Origin of the sequence: Aggregatibacter kilianii (genome assembly GCF_003130255.1) — a bacterium.
GTDB lineage: Bacteria > Pseudomonadota > Gammaproteobacteria > Enterobacterales > Pasteurellaceae > Aggregatibacter > Aggregatibacter kilianii.
Genome location: NZ_NRCN01000001.1, coordinates 228,039 through 249,179 on the forward strand (window position 1 = coordinate 228,039; position 21,141 = coordinate 249,179).

Genomic DNA, 21,141 nt, shown 5'->3' on the forward strand with positions numbered 1-21,141 from the left:
AATAAAGATACATAAAACAATAACCCCACTATTCTACACATTTTTCATTGAAAGCTAAAATTTATCTAAAAGAACACCTATGTTATTTGCCATGAAAAAACGAATTGCGCTGAAAATCCCTGTCTCACTTTTGAGATTTTTCGTGCAAAAAATTCCTTTTCCCATTAAAATACGCAACTAAATGAACGTTCATTCATTAAATTAAGTATTTGTTAATCCTTTTTCTTTATGTTTGTACTGTTTTATTAGCCTTTTGAGAAAAATATGACCAAAAAACCTCTAATTATTGCTTTAGTCGCTGCCGCCGTCATTGCCGGCGGTTATTTTTTTACACAAGATACCGATGCTCAAGCAAGTTACTTAACGGAAGCCGTTCAACGCGGCGATATTGAAAAAAATGTTGTAGCGACAGGCTCTATTGAAAGTGTCAATACCGTCGATGTGGGGGCGCAAGTTTCCGGTAAGGTCACAAAACTCTATGTCACCTTAGGACAGCAAGTAAAAAAAGGGGATTTAATCGCCGATATTGATTCCACAACGCAAATCAATACGTTAAATACCCGTAAAGCAGAATTAGCCGGTTATCAGGCACAGCTAATCGCCCGTAAAACGGCTTATGATGTGGCGCAATCCAATTACCATCGTTTATCGAAACTTTACAGCCAAAAAGCCACTTCGTTAGATACCTTGAATACCGCCAAATCAACGTTAGATAACGCCAAAGCGGAAATGAATGTTATTCAAGAAAATATTAAGCAAGCAGAAATTGAAGTAAATACCGCCGAAACGAATGTTGGCTACACTAAAATCACCGCGCCGATTGATGGCACCGTGATTTCTACGCCGGTTTCCGAAGGCCAAACCGTAAACTCCAATCAAACAACACCGACTATTGTCAAAATAGCCGATTTAAGCAAAATGCGTATTAAACCGGAAATTTCTGAAGGTGATATTACCAAAGTCAAAGCCGGTCAATCGGTGAGCTTTACCATTCTTTCTGACAATAAAAAAGTTTATCACGCCAAAATTGATTCTGTCGATCCGGCAACAACAACCATCAGTGATAATTCCTCCGGCTCCGGCAGTTCGAGTTCCGGCAGTTCCGGCTCGAGCAGTTCAAGCTCAAGTGCGGTGTATTATTACGCCAATATTGTTGTAGATAATCCTGACCAGGTGTTGCGTATCGGCATGACAACAGAAAACAACATCAAAATTGCCGAAGCCAAAAACGTACTCTCCGTACCTAACATGGCGGTTCAAACACAACACGGCAAAACCTTTGTGAACATATTGAACGGCAACAACCAACCGGAACGACGTGAAGTGGAAATCGGGGTACAAAATGATTACCAAACGGAAATTAAATCCGGGGTCGCCGAGGGTGAAAAAGTGATCGTGTCACAAGTTGCCGCAGGTGAAACTGTTGGCAATAATATGCGCGGCCCACGAATCTTCTAAAGTGCGGTGGAAATTTCCAATGAATATTATTGAAATGAAAAATATCAACCGCTACTTTGGCACGGGAGAAAATCGCGTTCATATTCTAAAAGACATTTCTTTGAATATTGAAAAAGGCGATTTCGTGGCAATTATCGGGCAATCGGGCTCAGGCAAATCGACGCTCATGAATATCATCGGCTGTCTGGACACGGCCACCAGCGGTTCTTATAAAATTCATAACAACGAAACCGTGGAACTCAGCAACGATCAACTTTCCGATTTACGTAGCCAAACCTTCGGTTTTATTTTCCAACGCTATAACCTCCTTTCCAGTCTCACCGCCGCAGAAAATGTGGCCTTGCCGGCAATCTATGCGGAAATGTCGCAAGAACAGCGTCTAACGCGTGCCAAACAGTTATTGGAAAAACTCGGTTTAGGAGATAAATGGCAAAATAAGCCCAACCAACTTTCCGGCGGTCAACAACAACGGGTCAGTATCGCTCGCGCCTTGATGAACGGTGGCGAAATCATTTTAGCGGATGAACCCACCGGTGCTTTGGATTCGCAAAGTGGCGAAAATGTCATGGAAATTCTGCGTCAACTGCATTCCGAAGGACACACCATTATTATGGTGACTCATGACCGCGAGATCGCCGCCAGTGCCAACCGTGTCATCGAAATTAAAGACGGTGAAATTATTGGCGACACGCAAACCCATCCGGTGAAAAGTGCGGTCAAAAATTCAAGTGTTTTTAAAGGGCGTTTTGGTTTTAGCAAAGATCAGCTGATGGAAGCCTTTCGTATGTCCGTCAGTGCCATTGTTGCCCACAAAATGCGTTCCTTATTAACCATGCTCGGGATTATTATCGGCATTACCTCCGTAGTGTCCGTCGTGGCATTAGGGAACGGTTCGCAACAAAAAATTTTGGAAAACATTAAAGGCATCGGCACAAACACCATGACTATTTTTAACGGTACCGGCTTTGGTGATCGACGTGCAGAACAAATGCAAAATTTAACGGTAAATGACGCCAACGCCTTAAGCAATCAAAGCTATGTACAAAGTGTTACGCCAAACAGTACCTCCAGCGGCACGTTGATTTACGGCAACCAAACCTTTTCATCGACCAGTTTAAAAGGCGTTAGCGAACAATCTTTTGATGTGGAAGGGCTTACGTTAAAACTAGGTAATACGTTTACACAAGAGGATATTCGTAACAATCAGTCTGTGGCGTTAATTGATGAAAGTGCGAAAAAATCCATTTTTCCCCATGAAAATCCGCTCGGCAAAATCGTCATGTTTAATAAGCGACCGTTACGCATTATTGGTGTAGTGTCTGACCGACAAATGGGCGGTGCCAGCAGTTCATTAAATATTTATGCGCCTTACTCTACAGTAATGAACAAAATTTCCAGCAGCAAAAAAATCGCGTCCATCACGGTAAAAGTCTCCGACTCGGTCAATAGTACCGTCGCAGAAAAAGGCATTACCGAATTGCTCCAAATGCGTCATGGCAAAAAAGATTTCTTTATTATGAACAGCGATACCATCAAACAAACTATCGAAAGCACCACAAGCACGATGAAACTCCTCATCTCCTCTATCGCTTTCATATCCTTGATCGTTGGCGGCATCGGCGTAATGAACATTATGTTGGTGTCAGTGACGGAACGTACCAAAGAAATCGGTGTGCGCATGGCAATCGGCGCAAGACAATCCAACATCTTGCAGCAATTTTTAATCGAAGCAGTGCTTATTTGTTTAATCGGCGGGGTAACTGGCATTCTGCTCTCAGGCGTAATCGGATTGCTGTTTAATACATTCATGAGCGATTTCGCCATGGCATTTTCGACTGCCTCAATTATTGCCGCTGTCGCATTTTCCACCTTAATCGGTGTAGTGTTCGGTTATATGCCGGCCAAACGCGCCGCGCAACTGGATCCGATTACGGCATTAGCACGTGAATAGATTTTGTAAAACCCCAAAAATGCAGTTAAAATCGACCGCACTTTTGGCTGAATAAAAGCCCCTTTATATTTAATAAGGATAAACAATGTTAAAAATGAAAAAATTAACCTTAGCCATTGTGATGGCAACATCCCTCGCCGGTTGTGCCAATATTGGCGATTCTTATCAAGCCAGCCTCGATAATTACAAACAATATGAAGACATCACCAAGCAATACAACATTAAAGACAACTGGTGGGCACTTTATAACGATGCGCAACTAAACCGAGTGGTCGAACAAGCCCTAATAAACAACAAAGATTTAGCCAAAGCCGCGGTTTCTGTAAACCGAGCACTGTATAGCGCAAACCTTGCCGGAGCAAACTTAATTCCAGCCTTCAGCGGTGCGGCAAAATCCTCTGCTCAAAAAGAGATCAACCATGGTGGCAATTCGGCGATCACACATACCGGCGCGTTAAATGTGTCTTATACGTTAGATTTATGGCGCCGCTTAGCGGATACAGCCGATGCTGCGGAATGGTTGCATAAAGCCACCATCGAAGATATGGAATCCACCCGCCTTTCTTTAATCAACTCGGTGGTAACAACCTACTATCAAATTGCATATTTAAATGACGCTATTAGCACCACACAAGAAAGCATCAAGTATTACACCGACATCAGCAACATCATGAAAAATCGCTTGGCACAAGGTGTCGCAGACAGTGCCAGCGTAGATCAGGCTCAACAAGCGGTATTAACGGCGCGTAATAATTTGATCACCTTGCAAACCAACCGCAAAAATGCAGAAAAAACCTTACGCAATTTGCTGAACTTAAAACCGGATGACGCATTAAACATCAACTTCCCGCATATTTTGAGCGTGAAAACTGTGGGCGTGAATTTAAACGTGCCGGTTTCCGTGATCGCCAACCGTCCTGATGTTAAAGGCTATCAAGCACGTTTAAGCAGTGCATTCAAAAATGCCAAAGCCACTGAAAAAAGCTGGTTCCCGGAAATTACCTTGGGCGGCAGCTTAAGCCGTAACTCTACCAATCAAACCGGAGCGACTACGTTCTCCTCTATTGGCGCCGGTAACGTTGGTATTACGCTGCCATTCTTAAATTGGAACACCGTAAAATGGAACGTGAAAATTTCTGAAGCGGATTACGAAACAGCCCGTTTGAACTACGAAAAAAGTATCACCACGGCATTAAATGACGTGGACACCAACTACTACGCGTTTACTCAAGCGCAAAGCCACTTTTCCAACATGCAACAAACCCACACCTATAACCAACGCATTACACAATATTACCGCAACCGCTACAACGCGGGAGTGTCTGAGTTGCGCGAATGGTTGACGGCAGCCAATACGGAAAAAAGCTCACAGCTTTCTATTCTGCAAGCCAAATACAATATGATCCAAGCGGAAAACGCCGTTTACAGCTCCATGGCGGGTTATTACTCCCGCTAATAAAACATCATAAAAATCCACCGCACTTTGTGGTGGGGATAAACATAAAAACGGCGCTTAATAATAAAGCGCCGTTTTTGTTTGAGAGAAAAGTGCGGTCGGTTTTCAGACTGTTTTTCAAATAAAACGTCACCAAAACTAACCGCACTTTTATAGCTATTACCAATTATTTGCTGATACTATCCATCCATTGGAACAGCTCGTCCAGATCATAATCCCCCGAATGCGGCACACCCCACGGAGTTTCATAATCCACCTGTTTGCCTGCCATACGCAGTTTTATCGCGAGCATCGCACTGATAGCGTGCGAGGTATCACGATCAGAAGTACCTGCACGAATGCGCCAATATGCGGTTTTGCCGTGATCCACATAATTCATCGCGTTCATTAACTGAATGACGTGCTTATCTGCCATTTGCCCTTTCTCGCTACTATGTTGCATGGAATAGTCTGTAAAATGCTGATTATTCACGCTTTCCGTACCGAATAAGTTATTTTCACCGGAGCTCAAATTCAGCGCATCAAATGCCGGTGGTGATTTCATGCGTTTTTCCGAGTGAATATAACCCTCCCAATCAATGTCGCTGACGCCTTCCTTGCTCAGTTTCACCCAAGGTTTATCTTCGAAGGACACTCCATTTTTACGGGCTTTATCCGCCGAGCGCACAATGACATTTTTCACATAATCTTTAAAAGAACCGTTGCCTTGCCCATCTAACGTCAAGGCATTACCTTTCTCATCTTCTAATTTCAGACTATTTAAATAAGATGGAAACTCGGCTTTTAGTTGATCGGACACCTGAATTTCCGCAGCCGTCAACGTGCCCTCAATTGTGGCTTTTGCTGCTGCTTGCGAACGATCATTAAAACTTTGTGCATTCAAACGGCTCATGTCCATACGACGGTAATCATTCAAGCCGTTAAATTCCCACTCATAAGCGCTGTCGGCGTGTTCCAAATTGGTAATCGGGCAATAGGCGGACACCGCAAAAATGACATCACTCGCCTCTGCCGCGCCGGCTTGTTTTAAATACTCAACATAATCCATGCTGTCACCGCTCGCGCCTAACAACGCGGACAATGCTCCACCTGCGCTGGTGCCGTTAGAAATGATCTTATTGGCATCACCCGGCATTGCTTCATCGTTAAAATGCAAATAACGCACTGCCGATTTCAAATCAATAATTACTGCCGGTGCCTTGCCGGTATATTTGCCGTCTTTCTCCAACGTCCGTCCACGCGCGCCCACACTTGCCACCACATAGCCTTTAGAAAGTGCGGTCAAAATTGCATTCGGTTTATCACCACTGCCGAAACCTTTTTCATCATAGGTCGCCGCTTTTGCCGGCATATAACCGCCCACCGCATTCGGCAGGAAAATCGGCGCACTCTTGGTGTTAAAGCCATTGACTTTGCCACCGTTAAAATAGGCTTCAGGCACATAAATGTTCAGTGTCTGATAATCCGGCTCAACCGGGTTTTGCACATACACAATCTTTTCAAACGCACGGAATTTCACCGTCTCGCCATTCACTTGAGCCTCTAAAGTGCGGTAAGTTTTCGGAGAGAATTTTAAATCATAGCCACTGTCCGTTTTATTGAAATACGGCGCATCCGCCAATGGATCATTCCCCAGTGGCGGATTCGCCATAGCCATACCGGAAACAGCCAACCCCACCACCGAAGCCAACCATGTTTTTGCTTGCATAAAATTCTCCTGTATCAAAGATATACTGTTGGTTAGATAGACGTATTGTAAATGAGTTCGGCAGAAGAAAATAAAAAAGTGCGGTGGATTTTGACCGCACTTTATCAGAGGTTTACTTTAAATAATCTATTTTTAATTCTGATGAGTTTTTAATAATTTTATTACTGACTAAATGTTGAATAATGGCATTCACTTTAGTTACATCATTTTTTATATTGCATTTTGATGCAATGTCATTTTTAAGGCTTTTGAGTGATGCGGGTCTATGTTTTTGTTCACGTTGTAACAAATGCTTCTTATACTTAACATAAATTGACTCATTTTCTAATTGAGGATATTGAAACTTATCTCCATTAATAGCAATTATATTTTGTTTGCATAGCACATTAAAAACCCAGTCAACAGCTTCTTGCCTTAACTTTTCATCTAAACTTTTAATCCCGGTTTGGGAACGAATGCTGTTGCATAACTTATCTTTTTTTCTTGGTAAATGTTCTACTTTTGCTTTTGAAATATAAGCCTGAAATTCCTCAAGGTATTGCTCAATATTAATATTAGCTGTTTTTGCCGATTTATCTTCAATTAATTTCACCGGCTCTTCTTCCACATCATGAAGACTTGGCTTTAGCAAAATACATTTTCTCGGGTTACGTTGATTCTGAATAAATTCACAGATTCCCGAATAGCCGTTATCTTTTGAAATGACACAAAACTCAATATTTTTATCCGTTTGCATATCCATCTTACCTAAATAATAAGCAATATGAAAATCAAGATTATTTTTAGCGATATTTTTTATTGTGATTAATGTGAAATTTAATTCGTCATTAAACTTTTCGGAAAGTTGAATAGTTGGCTGATTAGCACCTAAAAAGAGGAAAATCCGTTCATAAAGATGTAAATTCAGATTATCGAGAGAATGAATATTCTCATAATCAATAAAAGCATATTTCATGATTTTGGTTCCATAAAAAGGACAAATAATAAAATGCAGTCGTTTTTTTAACTATTTTTCTTAAACAAAAGCCACCTGCTTACGACAGGTGACTTTATGTTATTTTTACGCCTTCTTCAAAAACTCCGATTTCAGCATAATTTTGCCACAATCGACGTTGTGGTCGCCACGGGCGAGGCGGATGCCTTTAAATTTGGTGCCTTTCTTTAATACTTCAGAAGAGCCTTTGAGTTTGAGGTCTTTGATGAGCAGCACATCGTCGCCGTCGGCGAGGAGATTGCCGTTGCTGTCTTTGACGATGAGTTGATCGTCATCATGCTCCTCGGCTTCATTGCCGGTCCATTCGTGGTCGCAGTCCGGACAGACAAATTGGATTGAATCGTGATAAGTGTTTTCGCCTTTGCAAGATGGGCAAATTGGATAGTCCATGTGTTTCCTCATAGTTTAACAGTGGAATAAAAATTGAAATGCGCGCTATTGTAACGGAACAACACGCATTTTGGGGAATTATTTAGCCCTGCTTTATCTGCGTATTTTTGCCAATAGGCTAACGGAAACAATAATGACCAATGAACCGATCCAGAAATTAAGCGTCGGCACGTTGTGCCAGAACAACCAGTCGCAAATGCTGGAGAAAATCACGCCGGTAAAAGCAAATGGTGTGATGACATTGGCCGGGGCATATTTGAAAGCTCGGGTCAGCAATAATTGGAATACGAGGCCGAAACCGCCTACCAATAATAAAAGCACAAAACCCTGAGTGGAAGGGATTGTCCATTGTGTGACGAAAAATAGCGGTAACAAAAAGGAACCCAATAAATGGAAGTAAAACACGATATTTTTAGGCGAATTGTGCTTGTTGAGCTCTTGCAGGCTGATAAATGCCATGGCAGCGAGAAATGCCGCGCCTAAGGCATAACCGATGTGTTGTAGTTCAAAATGCTTGGAAGAATCCGTCAGCATGATAATGGAGACGCCCGCAAAGCCAAGGAAGCTACACGCCAGCACTTTTAGCGGGGTTCTTGTTCGTAACACAAACAACAATAAAGGGACGAATAACGCCGAGGTATTCATCAATAAAACGGCGATAGAAATCGGTAAGTATTTGATGGCATAAAATGTCAGCAACATACTGGCAATACCCGCTAGATTACGCATAACAAGAAACGGCCATTGACTGAGCTCGACCTTAAAATCACTGTCGCGAATCATAAACGGCAATAAAAAAATAAAGCCGATCAAAAAGCGGGAAAATAAAATTTCGCTGGATGGCAATTCATCGGAAGCATATTTTACAAACACGCCCATTAAAGCGATGCTGATATAAGCCAACACCATACAAATAATGGCTTTTTGATATGAAGTGGCAGTGAGTTTTTTCGACATGAAGACGTCCTAGTGATGATGGCTTAAAAGTGCGGGCAGATTTTCAACCGTTTTTTTCCTTATTGGTATGAACAACGGTTTCGATAGTTGCCCAAAAACGTTGAAAAAACTCACCGCACTTTTGTCTCTCTTGAAATTCGGGGCTGGTGCTAATTTGAACCGCCTCTCCGAAATAGTCAAATGATAATTGATAGGCGTGCAAATAGGTGCGGTCCGCCACCTCTCCGCCATATAATTCGTCACCTAAAATCGGACTCCCCAAACTTTTCATGGCAACGCGAATCTGATGGGTTTTACCAGTTTTGGGATACAGAATGAATAAACGCAAATTCGGTGCCAAGCTGTGCGACACAAAATCGGTAATGGCGGGATTTTCTTTGCTTTGACACAATTTCCACGCACCACGACGGGCTTTTTGCATATCGCCGCTGATTCTGCCCTGCTTTTTCTTCGGTTTTTGGGTGGATAGCGCTAAATAGGTTTTCTGAATCTGATGTTCGGCAAATTTACGCGACAACGTCACAGCCGCCTTTTCATTTAGTGCCAATATCAACAAGCCGGACGTCACTTTGTCCAAACGATGAACCAACCAAACCTGCGGCACGCCCAATTGCTGTGCCACAAGCCGAGTTAACCCCACATCGGCATGATCTTTATGTACGCTTATTCCGTTAGGTTTATTTATTACAATAAAATCAGGATGTTGGAATACAATTTGAAATGTCATGACAGAAAAACCTCAAGAAATGATGCGCTGAATTATACCATGAAAGCAACGGTGGAAACTGCTTGCAATTAGGTGAGAAAACAGAAAAGTGCTATACTTTCCGCACTATACTCGTTTCATGCTGTCGTAAATTATGTTGGAAAGTTTGCTCATTATTTTGGTGCCGATGCTTATCGGTTACGCCTTTAAAATCAAAAATACAAAAATATTACAACAATTTGGCAAAATCACCATGCTACTGTTGTATATGATCTTGTTCATTATGGGCGTGTCCCTTGGGCAATTAGATAATTTGGCACAGCAATTGCCGCAAATTGGTATTTATGCCCTGACATTTATTGTTTTCATTCAAGGGCTAACCTTTCTCGGTTTATTTATCTATGACAAACTTTCCCCACTGCCTTTAACTAAAACAACGGAAAAAATGCCCTCCCGCTGGCGAACTGTGTTGGATTCGTTGAAATTATGTCTGGTGGTGATTGTTGGCTTTTTTATCGGGTTATGGGGCAAAGGTTGGGTGAGCCTGCCGTTTGGTTCCAGCACTTATGTGTTAGTCGTGTTGATTTTTTGTGTTGGCATACAATTACGTAATAACGGTATTTCTATTCGTTCCGTGTTTTTTAATCAACGCGGCATGATAACCGGTGCCATTTTTGTTTTAACGTCACTACTTGGTGGTATTATCGGTGCGCAAGTGCTCAATGTCCCCATCGTGCAAGGGCTCGCGGTTTCTTCAGGGTTAGGCTGGTATTCGCTTTCCAGTGTCACCTTAAACAACGCATGGGGGCCAATTTGGGGGAGTATTGCGTTTTTTAATGATTTATCCCGTGAATTGATTAGTTTATTTATTGTGCCGTTATTTATGCAACATTACCGCTCCACCGCAATAGGCTACACAGGTGCCACCGCCATTGATTGCACTTTGCCAATCATTCAAAAAGCCGGTGGCGTGGAAGTCTTACCGTTGGCATTTAGTTTTGGCTTTATTACCAATATTGCACCACCTATTTTATTGGTCTTTTTTACCTCGGTTCCTTTATAGGGTTTTAGTAATTTCATGACTTTTGAACAAATTCTTGCTTACATTATTCCAATTTTCGTCTGGATTCTGACTATCGCCATTACGATTCGTTTAATTATCAGAAAACAATCCGTGCCTGCGATGTTGTCTTGGTTGATGGTCATTTATGTGTTTCCTGTGGTGGGCATTATCGCCTATTTAATTTTTGGCGAAATCAATTTGGGGAAACGTCGCGCTATCGCGTTTGAGCAGCTTAAGCCGAAATATATGGATTGGTTCACTCGCCTTTCTTATTGCGATAATTTGGTGAATACACGAACCAACCTGCTCTACCGTCCAATTTTTGATCTTGCCAAACAACGCCTTGGCATACCTTGCATTTTGGGCAACGAATTGCATATTTTGGATACGCCCGAAAGCATTATGCGAAGCATCATTCATGACATCAATCAGGCAGAAAAATCTATCAATATGGTGTTTTACATCTGGTCTGCCAAAGGCTTGGTAAAAGATGTTATACAGGCATTAATCAAAGCCCAACAACGCGGCGTGGCAATTCATATTTTGTTGGACTCTGTAGGTAGTCGCCCTTTCTTAAAAAGTACCGAATGCCAAGCCATGCGCGATAATGGCATTGAGGTGACGGAAACCTTGCACGTCAATTTATTCCGTATGTTCTTTAATCGCATTGATTTGCGCCAACACCGCAAGATTATTGTGATCGATAACCAAATTTCTTACACCGGTAGCATGAACATGGTGGATCCGAAATTCTTCAAGAAAAATAGCAATGTTGGCGAATGGATTGACATTATGGTGCGCATTAACGGTCCGGTATCTGCAGTATTAAACGGTTTACACGCATGGGACTGGGAAATTGAAACAGCCGCTAAACTTCCTCTGGAAGTGCCTGATTGCCCACTTTTGCCGTTGGAACAAAATAACTCTCATGCAGTACAAATTCTCGCTACCGGCCCTTGTTTTCCCGACGATTTAATGTCGCAATCGTTGGCGATTGCTATTTTCTCGGCACGTAAAAGCATTGTGATCACCTCGCCTTATTTCGTGCCAAGCCACAATATTGCGGAAGCCTTGCGTATTGCGGCTTTACGTGGCGTGGAAGTTTCCATCATTCTACCGAAAGAAAACGACTCCCTCATGGTGCATTGGGCAAGTCGTACATTCTTCGATGATTTACTCGCTGCCGGCGTGAAAATTTATAATTTCAACAAGGGTTTATTGCATACTAAAAGTATGTTGATCGACAACCGATTGGCCTTGGTCGGCACCGTGAACATGGATATGCGCAGTTTCTTGCTGAATTTTGAAGTCACCATGGTGGTGGAAGATCCGGCATTTGCGAACGAAATTTCTTTATTACATGAAAGTTATATTAAAAACTCGGAATTAGTCGATTATGTTACATGGAGCACGCGCTCCGTTTATCAACGTATCGTCGAAAAACTCTTTTTCTTATTTAGCCCGCTTTTGTAACGAAGATCTTCGGTTAAAGTGCGGTCGTTTTTTCTTTTGTTTTATTTAATTTAGGAAGGTAAAGTTATGAGCAAAAATTTAACATTTTATTTAATTCGTCACGGACGTACCGTTTGGAATGAACAAGGTCTATTACAAGGATTGGGCAATTCCGATTTAACAGAAAACGGTGTCAAAGGGGCAAAATTAACCGGCGTGGCACTAAAAGATGTGCCCTTTGTCGCGGCCTATTCCAGCTGTCTGCAACGCACCATTGATACGGCACAACATATTCTGGGTGAACGCTCTGTACCATTATTTCAACACCAAGGACTTAATGAACAATATTTTGGTACTTGGGAAGGCTTACCTGTTGAAGATTTGCGTCAATTGGAAGAATTTAAACAATTGCGGAATGCTCCGGCGCATTACAAGGCGCAAAGTAATGGCGGAGAGACCTTTGAACAACTTGCCGACCGTGCCATGAGAGCCATGCAGGACATTATTAAAGTACATGATCAAGGTAATATTTTGATTATTTCACATGGTCATACTTTGCGTTTACTGTTATCGCTCTTCAATGGAATTAGCTGGCAAGAACATCGCGACGAAGGCAAAAGCCAAAGCTTGTTGAATACCGCCATTAATATTGTGCGCTATCAACAAACCAATGATTTTGATAGCAAATTTTTCGTTGATGTATTAAATGATGTGAGACATTTAGACTAAAATAACACCATAAAAAATAGCACCGAAACATCAATCTCGGTGCTATTTTTATTTCTCTTAATCTCATTCCTGACTATACGTCAAAAACTCCCCTACCGTGTGGAACGAACCGAACACCAACAGAGTGTCATTTTCATTTGAAATTTCCACCGCACTTTTCACGCCCTCCGCCACGGAATTACTATAGCTACCTTTTACGACTTTCTGATAGAGACGAGCAGTTTGTTGCAACGTCACAAACAATTGCTCTCCAGTCTGTCCACGATAACCACCAAGCGTGACGCAGCGCCACTCATCAATTAACAGCAACAAGGGCTCAAGCACGCCCTTGGCATCTTTGTCTTTCAACATACCACAAACCGCAATGAATTTTCCGTTGCTTTGGGCTTTAAGTGCGGTCAATTTTTCCGCTAAATAACGCGCAGCATGCGGGTTGTGTCCAACATCAATAATCATCTGTGGTAACTGTGACACATGACGATTAAGTTTTTGTGCCAAATGCGCCAAACATTCAGGTTTAAGGGTTTGGAAGCGACCGATTAGTTCTACCTCCGCTAAAGATTTTTTCACCACATCAAGGGAAATCTCAAACGGCAATTTTTGAACAGCCGCAAGTGCTGTGGCGGCATTGGCTAAAGGAATCTGACAAAACGGTAAATCCGTTAAAAAATTCCACCGCACTTTTTCGTCCGATTGTGTAGTTTGCCACGTCCAACTTTGTCCCTGTTGACTAAACGTCCAATCAAGATGACGGCAAAAGTGTTGGCTACCTAATTCTTTGGCACGATCCAGCATAGTTTGTGGAATCATCGGTTCACCAATAATCACCGGCGTATTAGCACGGAAAATCCCGGCTTTCTCAAAACCGATTTGTTCGCGGGTAGAACCTAGGAAATCTGTGTGGTCAATATCAATACTGGTAATAACCGCCATATGATTATCGACAATATTGGTGGCATCTAACCGTCCGCCGAGCCCAACTTCTAAAATCACCACATCTAATTTTGCGCATTTAAATAAGTGCAAGGCAGATAAAGTGCTGAATTCAAAATATGTTAAAGACTGACTTTTATGCGCTTCAATATAGGCAAATGATGCCGTGTGTTGCGCATCGTCTAATTCTTGATTTTGAATGCGCACACGTTCGTTATAACGTAACAAATGTGGCGAAGAATACACGCCGACACGATAACCGGCATTAAGCAAAATAGTTTCCAGCAAACGACACGTTGTGCCTTTGCCGTTAGTGCCGCCGACCGTAATCACATAAGGCGCAGGCGTTAATAAATCCAATTCCTGCGCCACGGATTTAACCCGCTCAAGCCCTAAATCAATGGCTTTAAAATGGCTGTTTTCTAAATAAGAAAGCCACTCGTTGAGTGGCGTAGTGGCTTTTAATTCGGTTTGCATTATGAATGCCTTATAGTGTTTTATGCGACGTCTTCTTCAACGATCAATTCGCTTTCCACAAATGGAGAAGGTTTGTTCATTAGTTTCGCCAACAAGCTCGCTAAGGTGTTACGCATATCGGCACGTTTTACGATCATGTCAATTGCACCTTTTTCCAATAAAAATTCACTGCGTTGGAAACCTTCCGGTAATTTTTCGCGTACGGTTTGCTCAATAACTCGCGGACCGGCAAAACCAATCAAGGCTTTTGGCTCGGCGATATTAATATCGCCCAACATGGCAAAACTTGCAGACACGCCGCCTAACGTCGGATCCGTTAAAACAGAAATAAACGGTACGCCTTTTTCACGCATTTTGGCCAACACAGCGCTGGTTTTCGCCATTTGCATTAAAGAGAACAAGGCTTCCTGCATACGCGCACCGCCACTGGCGGAAAAACACACAAACGGACAATTTTCTTCTATGGCTTTTTCCGCCGCTTTCACGAATTTCGCGCCCACCACGGAGCCCATAGAACCGCCCATAAAGCTAAAGTTGGAGGCTGCCGCCACAACCGGCATATTGTATAACGTACCGTAAAATGTAATTAATGCATCTTTTTCACCGGTGTCTTTCTGGGCGGCGGTAATACGATCTTTATATTTCTTCAGGTCTTTGAACTTTAAGATGTCTTTTGGCTCTAACTCTGCAGCTAACTCTTGTACGCTATCTTGATCCAATAAGCACAATAAACGTTCGCGTGCATCAATACGCATGTGGTGACCACATTTCGGACAAACTTCTAAATGACGTTTTAATTCTTCGCGATATAACACTTGTTCGCAGGAAGTACATTTTGTCCAAACGCCTTCAGGGACGTTGGCTTTGCGTGAGGAAGAAGATGTATTTTTACTAAAAATTCTATCAATCCAGCTCATATTTAACCTTTTCTCTTAATTACAAAAAATTGTCGGCTATTAGACCATAATTTTAGGAATTTTTATAGCAATTTATACAAATCTGATTAGTCATTAAGTACAATGAAACCCTAAGCATTTCTACCAAAGAAAAAATTTTAGAAAAAACCACCGCACTTTGTTAATCTAATACGGTTTACACCGCGGAGAATCTTATGAAACCTTTATTATTTGCCCTTTCTTGCACGATGCTGATGAATATGGCGGATGCCCATCAGGCAGTTTCTGGTGGGGAACTAAAACCGGCCGTTTTGCCGGGCGCCAAGGAATATCAACTCCACAGCAATTTCACAAATAAAGACTATCGCATTCAGGTATTACCTGTAGGTAATGTAAAAGAATTAGGCTATTCCGTGTTGTATGTGTTAGATGGCGATGCCTTGTTTCCTGTCGCCGCCGGAGTGGCACAAAACATGATGGCGCGGGCAGAAGAAACCAACGCAGTACCCTTTTTGATTGTAGGAATCGGTTATCCCAATACGCTGTTGCTAAACCCGAAGGAACGTTCGCAAGATTACACACCGCCATCAGAAAATTATGAAAATATGGGCGATAAAGTGAATCGCCAATTTGGTGGTGCAGAACATTTTTATCGTTTTATTCAAGAAGAGTTGCTCACCGATCTCGCAGAACGTTTTCACATTAATAAATCACAACAAAATATTTTCGGGCATTCTTATGGAGGCCTATTTGGCTTGTATAGTTTGCTCAATCACCCTGAAGGTTTTCGCAATTACCTTATCGCCAGTCCCTCCGTTTGGTGGAATCAACAACGTATTTTGCAGGACTTGCCTAGCTTCATCCAACAACGCTCAAAACAGGCCGAACAACATATCGGTGTACGTTTCAGCGTTGGAGAATACGAACAAAAATTGGCGCCTTACATGAAACAGGATGCACAAAGACAAAAGCTGTTGGAACAACGAGGCATGATTAGCCAAGTGATGAATTTAGAGGAAAAACTTAACGCCATTCCAAATGGCAATTTATCCGTAACGGCAAAAGTGTATCCCGAAGAAACCCACATGACCAGCGTCATGCCTGCTATGTTAGATGGCTTAAAATGGCTATTCGCTCGTTGCAAAGCGCAAACCAAGTGCGAGCATTAAAGGAAAAGTGCGGTAATAAAAAACAACGTTTTTCCACCATATTCTCAAGATGAAATACCTAAATTCGCCCTAACAATAGGGCTAAAAATCAAGTACAATAGCGCAATTAAATTTCGCTTAACGTTAAGGATAAGACAATGGCCCGTAAGCCGGTTGAAAAAAATGAACCTGATTTTGAAAACACGCTTAAACAGTTGGAAGCAATCGTGAGCCGTTTAGAAAATAACGAGTTATCACTGGAAGACGCGTTAAAAGATTTCGAAGAAGGGATCAAATTGGCACAACAGGGGCAAGAGCGCTTACAACAAGCGGAGCAACGCATTCAAATTTTGTTGCAAAAAAGCGAAAGTGCAAAACTTACCGATTATCAACCAGAAGAATAACGAGCCGGCAATGTATCAGTTTTCGCTAGATTTACAGCAAGTTCAACAACGCATTAATCCATTCTTAGCCAGTCAATTTGAGCATATTAACAGCTCCCCGGCACCATTGGCAGAAGCCATGAAATATGGATTATTGCTCGGAGGCAAACGCATTCGTCCGTTTTTGGTTTATGCCACCGGCCGTATGTTAGGCGCAAACTTAGCCCATCTTGACTACGCAGCGGCGGCCATTGAAGCCATCCATGCTTATTCTTTAATTCATGACGATTTACCTGCCATGGATGATGATGAATTACGTCGAGGCCATAAAACCTGCCATATTGCCTTCGATGAAGCTACCGCCATTTTGGCCGGTGACGCGTTGCAATCTTTTGCTTTCGAAATGTTAACGGATATTCCCGATTTATCGGCCGAACAAAAACTTGCACTCATCAAAACATTAAGTGCGGCGGCGGGCGTAAAAGGAATGTGCTTAGGGCAAAGTTTGGATTTAATTTCTGAACAAAAAGCCATTAGCTTGGCAGAATTAGAACATATTCATTTAAATAAAACCGGAGCATTGCTTACTGCGGCACTAAAACTGGGATTTATTTGTTCTCCTCATTTTGCCGACGAGGCGCTTTCACAGCAACTGGAGCGTTATGCCACAGCAATTGGTTTGGCATTTCAAGTGCAGGATGACATTTTAGATATCGAGGGCAACAGCGAAACTATCGGTAAACCTGTAGGGTCTGATTTGAATTCGGATAAAAGCACTTATCCAAAATTATTAGGCTTAGCCGGCGCCAAACAAAAAGCCCAAGAGTTATATGAAACCGCATTGGCCGAATTACAAAATTTACCTTTTGACACCACCGCACTTTATGCTTTAGCGGAATTTATCATTAAACGCCAAAGCTAAGTGTCGTTACATCAAAAAAGTGCGGGTAAAATTTTACGTATTTTTATCGACATACTATGAGAATTCATCACGTTGGAATTGACTAACAATTATGCAAAATTATCCCCTTTTATCATTAATTAATTCCCCCGAGGATTTGCGTCTTTTACCCAAAGAGCAATTGACTCAAGTTTGCAAAGAATTACGCGAATATCTTTTAGAATCCGTTAGTCAAAGTAGTGGGCATTTGGCTTCAGGTTTGGGCACCGTCGAACTCACCGTAGCCTTACATTATGTATTTAAAACGCCTTTTGATCAGCTTATCTGGGATGTGGGCCATCAAGCGTATCCTCATAAAATTTTAACCGGTCGCCGTGATCAAATGCCGACCATTCGCCAAAAAGGCGGATTACACCCGTTCCCTTGGCGTGACGAAAGTGAATTTGACGTATTAAGTGTCGGCCACTCCTCTACATCAATTAGCGCAGGATTAGGCATAGCCATTGCGGCAGAGCGTGAAAACGCAGGACGCAAAACCGTTTGTGTCATCGGTGATGGCGCCATTACCGCCGGTATGGCATTCGAAGCATTAAACCACGCAGGTTCGTTGCACACCGATATGTTGGTGATTTTAAACGATAATGAAATGTCAATTTCGGAAAATGTAGGAGCACTGAACAATCACTTAGCACGTTTATTATCCGGTTCTTTCTATTCCAGCATCCGTGAAGGTGGGAAAAAGATTCTCTCCGGCGTACCGCCAATTAAAGAATTTGTGAAAAAAACCGAAGAGCATGTTAAAGGTTTAGTCTCGCCGGGCGGGACTATGTTTGAAGAGCTAGGTTTTAATTATATTGGTCCGATTGATGGGCATAACGTTGAAGAACTCATCAACACCTTGCAAAACATGAGTTCATTAAAAGGCCCGCAATTCCTGCATATCGTCACCAAAAAAGGAAAAGGCTACATTCCCGCAGAAAAAGACCCTATTGGTTTCCACGGCGTACCAAAATTTAACCATTTAAGCGGTGAATTACCAAAATCGAATGCCACACCGACCTATTCCAAAATTTTCGGCGATTGGTTATGTGAAATGGCAGAACAAGATCCGAAACTTATTGGTATTACACCCGCTATGCGTGAAGGTTCCGGCATGGTGGAGTTTTCCCAACGTTTTCCGCAGCAATATTTTGATGTTGCGATTGCCGAACAACACGCCGTCACTTTCGCTGCAGGCTTAGCCATCGGTGGATATAAACCGGTAGTTGCGATCTACTCTACTTTCCTACAACGGGCTTATGATCAATTAATTCACGATGTAGCTATTCAAAACCTGCCCGTATTATTTGCCATTGACCGTGCTGGAATCGTCGGTGCAGACGGTCAAACCCATCAAGGGGCCTTTGATTTAAGTTTCATGCGTTGCATTCCAAATTTAATCATCATGGCACCTAGTGATGAAAACGAATGTCGTCAAATGCTTTATACCGGCTATCACTGTGGCAAACCGGCAGCTGTGCGTTATCCGCGAGGCAATGCGGTCGGCGTGACGTTAGAACCATTACATGCTTTAGAATTAGGCAAATCTAAACTCATTCGGGAGGGCAAAAAAATTGCAATCTTAAACTTTGGCACCTTGCTACCAAATGCATTGAAAGTTGCAGAAAAACTCAATGTCACTGTTGTGGATATGCGTTTTATTAAACCTCTTGATGTTACAAGAATTAGTGAAATAGCCAAAACACACGAGCTTATCGTCACCCTAGAAGAAAATGCCATTCAAGGCGGTGCCGGAAGTGCAGTGGCGGAAGTACTTCATGTGCAACAACATAATGTTAAATTATTGCAATTAGGTATTCCGGATTTCTTCGTGCCACCAGGATCGCAAGCGGAAATGCTAACCGCGCTTAAACTCGACGAGATTGGCATTGAACAGCAAATTGAAGATTTTTTCAGACAATCTCAACACTAACAAATAAAAAAACCGCTCCAAAACAAAAGAGCGGTTTTTTTGAGCAAAGTGGTTGATAAAAAATGGCTTTAACCCCTATACATAAAATTTACAAAGCGTATTATTTTACTCTAATTAAAAAGTTTTATTATTATATATCAATACATTAACATTTACCCCAAAAAATAATCGTAAACTTTTTGTAAATTGCAAGTTTTTTTTTACTTTTTCTGAACTATTTTTTTCATTTTCAGTCTTAATAATTGCTAGTGCACTGCAAATGCAGTTGTCTTTAAAGTTTTCTTATATTTAAGACCTCCCCGCTATTCAGAATTGGATAGCGGTTTTTCTTTTTTTAGCATCTTAGTTTGTTACACTTCACTATCTTTTTTAACAAATTTCATTAATAGCGATAATGTCCAACAATTTGATATTTAAATAAAATATCCTCTTCTTGCGTGCCACTTCCAATGTTGTGAATAATCAACGGTACACCATCACTGCTCTTCTTATCGGAAACGATACCAATATGCGGTAAGTTACGCGGTAAACGCCAAGTGACGATATCCCCTGCTTTGAAATCTGCCACATCAGTTAACGAAAGCGATTTACCATGACGTTTAAAGAAATTTTCTAAATTTGGCACTCGACGGTGATCAATATTTGTATCGGTACCTTTATTTCCCCAACGTTTAGGATAAGTATTCCACGCCTTTTTCATATCGTTGTGCACTAACTGCTGTAAATCAATTTGTTGATGACGGTAAGCGCGCACAACAACATCGGTACACACGCCGGTATGCAACGGCACATCTCCCATAGGAAAAGCTAGTTTACGATAGGCCGGATCATAGCTTGTTGTTACATTAATTTGCTGCTTAGCATCGTCCACCAGTTGCTGCGGGTTAATTGCAAAAAGAGGGAGCGAAATAAAAGTAAGAAGAAAAGAAAATAATGTTTTCATGTTAATTTCCATAGAGTTAAGGCGTGGCTATTTTTATCATACCAACATGGAAATAGCGAGCAAAAATCGTTTTTCAAGGAAAAGTGCGGTGGAAAAAATAATGTTTTTTAGTGTTAATTATGCCAATGACTATGGCGGATCTGATGAATGTTATGAGTAAATTTTAATGCCATTTTCAATCCATTAAAAAAGGACGCTCAAGAGCGTCCTAATTTTTATCTAAACTTTAATAATTAAAGTGCAGATTTTGCTTTTTCAACTAATGCAGCAAATGCCACTTTGTCGAATACTGCGATATCGGCAAGGATCTTACGGTCGATTTCAACAGAGGCTTTTCTCAAGCCATTGATGAATTTGCTGTAAGATAAACCGTTTTGACGGGCCGCAGCGTTGATACGTGCAATCCATAATTGACGGAATTGACGTTTACGTTGACGACGGTCACGATATGCATATTGACCGGCTTTGATCACCGCTTGGAAAGCAACGCGATACACGCGTGAACGTGCACCATAATAACCTTTAGCAGCCTTAAGAACTTTCTTATGGCGTGCTCTTGCAATAACACCACGTTTTACACGAGCCATTATTTAATCTCCTATGTAATATTTTTAACTAAAATGA

The 21,141-nt window shown here is 41.8% G+C and carries 19 protein-coding genes; 10 read left to right on the forward strand and 9 right to left on the reverse strand.

All coding sequences use genetic code 11. The annotated features are described in order from the left end of the window. Nucleotides 1-264: 264 nt before the first annotated feature. The 3 genes from DK428_RS00960 to tdeA all read left to right on the forward strand — a co-directional run bounded on the left by DK428_RS00960 (nt 265) and on the right by tdeA (nt 4,865). Nucleotides 265-1,458 (forward strand): efflux RND transporter periplasmic adaptor subunit, encoded by a 1,194-nt coding sequence (locus DK428_RS00960; RefSeq protein WP_109064093.1) that lies wholly within the window; start codon nt 265-267, stop codon nt 1,456-1,458. Between the two features lie 19 nt (nt 1,459-1,477). Continuing rightward, on the forward strand, nt 1,478-3,409 hold the full coding sequence (locus DK428_RS00965; RefSeq protein ID WP_109064094.1) for a MacB family efflux pump subunit: 1,932 nt from the start codon (nt 1,478-1,480) through the stop codon (nt 3,407-3,409). An 85-nt stretch (nt 3,410-3,494) separates the two neighbouring features. Beyond that, complete coding sequence (gene tdeA, locus DK428_RS00970; RefSeq protein ID WP_109064095.1) at nt 3,495-4,865, forward strand: toxin/drug exporter TdeA; 1,371 nt, start codon at nt 3,495-3,497, stop codon at nt 4,863-4,865. A 166-nt stretch (nt 4,866-5,031) separates the two neighbouring features. Here the strand turns inward: tdeA and DK428_RS00975 are convergent, their stop codons facing one another. From DK428_RS00975 to DK428_RS00995, 5 genes are all read right to left on the reverse strand, one after another. Continuing rightward, nucleotides 5,032-6,573, reverse strand: coding sequence for a subtype B tannase (locus DK428_RS00975; protein ID WP_109064096.1), 1,542 nt, complete (start codon nt 6,571-6,573; stop codon nt 5,032-5,034). A gap of 112 nt (nt 6,574-6,685) precedes the next feature. Then, a complete protein-coding gene (locus DK428_RS00980) occupies nt 6,686-7,528 on the reverse strand; it encodes a PIN domain-containing protein (protein WP_109064097.1) in 843 nt (280 codons plus the stop codon). A 105-nt stretch (nt 7,529-7,633) separates the two neighbouring features. Beyond that, entirely contained in the window at nt 7,634-7,957 is a 324-nt protein-coding gene (locus tag DK428_RS00985; RefSeq protein ID WP_109064098.1) for a zinc ribbon domain-containing protein YjdM, read from the reverse strand. 93 nt (nt 7,958-8,050) lie between these two features. Then, nucleotides 8,051-8,914 carry a DMT family transporter gene (locus tag DK428_RS00990; RefSeq protein ID WP_109064099.1) on the reverse strand — a complete coding sequence of 288 codons (864 nt, stop codon included), beginning with the start codon at nt 8,912-8,914 and terminating at the stop codon, nt 8,051-8,053. 43 nt (nt 8,915-8,957) lie between these two features. Continuing rightward, nucleotides 8,958-9,641 (reverse strand): TIGR01621 family pseudouridine synthase, encoded by a 684-nt coding sequence (locus DK428_RS00995; RefSeq protein WP_109064100.1) that lies wholly within the window; start codon nt 9,639-9,641, stop codon nt 8,958-8,960. Nucleotides 9,642-9,774: 133 nt separating this feature from the next. On the opposite strand from DK428_RS00995, the gene DK428_RS01000 reads away from it, so the two are divergent. The 3 genes from DK428_RS01000 (at nt 9,775) to DK428_RS01010 (ending at nt 12,864) form a co-directional block, all read left to right on the forward strand. Beyond that, a complete protein-coding gene (locus DK428_RS01000) occupies nt 9,775-10,683 on the forward strand; it encodes a LysO family transporter (RefSeq protein WP_109064101.1) in 909 nt (302 codons plus the stop codon). Nucleotides 10,684-10,698: 15 nt separating this feature from the next. Next, nucleotides 10,699-12,156 carry a cardiolipin synthase gene (gene cls, locus DK428_RS01005; RefSeq protein ID WP_109064102.1) on the forward strand — a complete coding sequence of 486 codons (1,458 nt, stop codon included), beginning with the start codon at nt 10,699-10,701 and terminating at the stop codon, nt 12,154-12,156. Between the two features lie 66 nt (nt 12,157-12,222). Further along, entirely contained in the window at nt 12,223-12,864 is a 642-nt protein-coding gene (locus DK428_RS01010) for a histidine phosphatase family protein (RefSeq protein WP_109064103.1), read from the forward strand. Nucleotides 12,865-12,927: 63 nt separating this feature from the next. On the opposite strand, the gene folC is transcribed toward DK428_RS01010, so the two are convergent. Beyond that, nucleotides 12,928-14,274 (reverse strand): bifunctional tetrahydrofolate synthase/dihydrofolate synthase, encoded by a 1,347-nt coding sequence (gene folC, locus DK428_RS01015; protein ID WP_109064104.1) that lies wholly within the window; start codon nt 14,272-14,274, stop codon nt 12,928-12,930. 20 nt (nt 14,275-14,294) lie between these two features. Continuing rightward, the gene (gene accD / locus DK428_RS01020; protein WP_083015607.1) at nt 14,295-15,191 is read right to left on the reverse strand and encodes an acetyl-CoA carboxylase, carboxyltransferase subunit beta; all 897 of its coding nucleotides are present in this window, start codon (nt 15,189-15,191) and stop codon (nt 14,295-14,297) included. A 194-nt stretch (nt 15,192-15,385) separates the two neighbouring features. Between accD and DK428_RS01025 the strand changes: the two genes are divergently transcribed. From DK428_RS01025 to dxs, 4 genes are all read left to right on the forward strand, one after another. Then, nucleotides 15,386-16,339 carry an alpha/beta hydrolase gene (locus tag DK428_RS01025; protein WP_109064105.1) on the forward strand — a complete coding sequence of 318 codons (954 nt, stop codon included), beginning with the start codon at nt 15,386-15,388 and terminating at the stop codon, nt 16,337-16,339. 137 nt (nt 16,340-16,476) lie between these two features. Further along, nucleotides 16,477-16,722, forward strand: coding sequence for an exodeoxyribonuclease VII small subunit (xseB, locus tag DK428_RS01030; protein ID WP_050693637.1), 246 nt, complete (start codon nt 16,477-16,479; stop codon nt 16,720-16,722). Nucleotides 16,723-16,732: 10 nt separating this feature from the next. Beyond that, on the forward strand, nt 16,733-17,623 hold the full coding sequence (gene ispA, locus DK428_RS01035) for a (2E,6E)-farnesyl diphosphate synthase (RefSeq protein ID WP_050693636.1): 891 nt from the start codon (nt 16,733-16,735) through the stop codon (nt 17,621-17,623). Nucleotides 17,624-17,714: 91 nt separating this feature from the next. Then, a complete protein-coding gene (gene dxs, locus DK428_RS01040; protein ID WP_109064106.1) occupies nt 17,715-19,574 on the forward strand; it encodes a 1-deoxy-D-xylulose-5-phosphate synthase in 1,860 nt (619 codons plus the stop codon). Between the two features lie 382 nt (nt 19,575-19,956). On the opposite strand, the gene DK428_RS01045 is transcribed toward dxs, so the two are convergent. Together DK428_RS01045 and rplT are read right to left on the reverse strand one after the other, a co-directional pair. Then, nucleotides 19,957-20,517 (reverse strand): DUF1287 domain-containing protein, encoded by a 561-nt coding sequence (locus tag DK428_RS01045; protein ID WP_109064107.1) that lies wholly within the window; start codon nt 20,515-20,517, stop codon nt 19,957-19,959. 233 nt (nt 20,518-20,750) lie between these two features. After that, on the reverse strand, nt 20,751-21,104 hold the full coding sequence (rplT, locus tag DK428_RS01050; RefSeq protein WP_005700416.1) for a 50S ribosomal protein L20: 354 nt from the start codon (nt 21,102-21,104) through the stop codon (nt 20,751-20,753). Between the last annotated feature and the right edge of the window lie 37 nt (nt 21,105-21,141).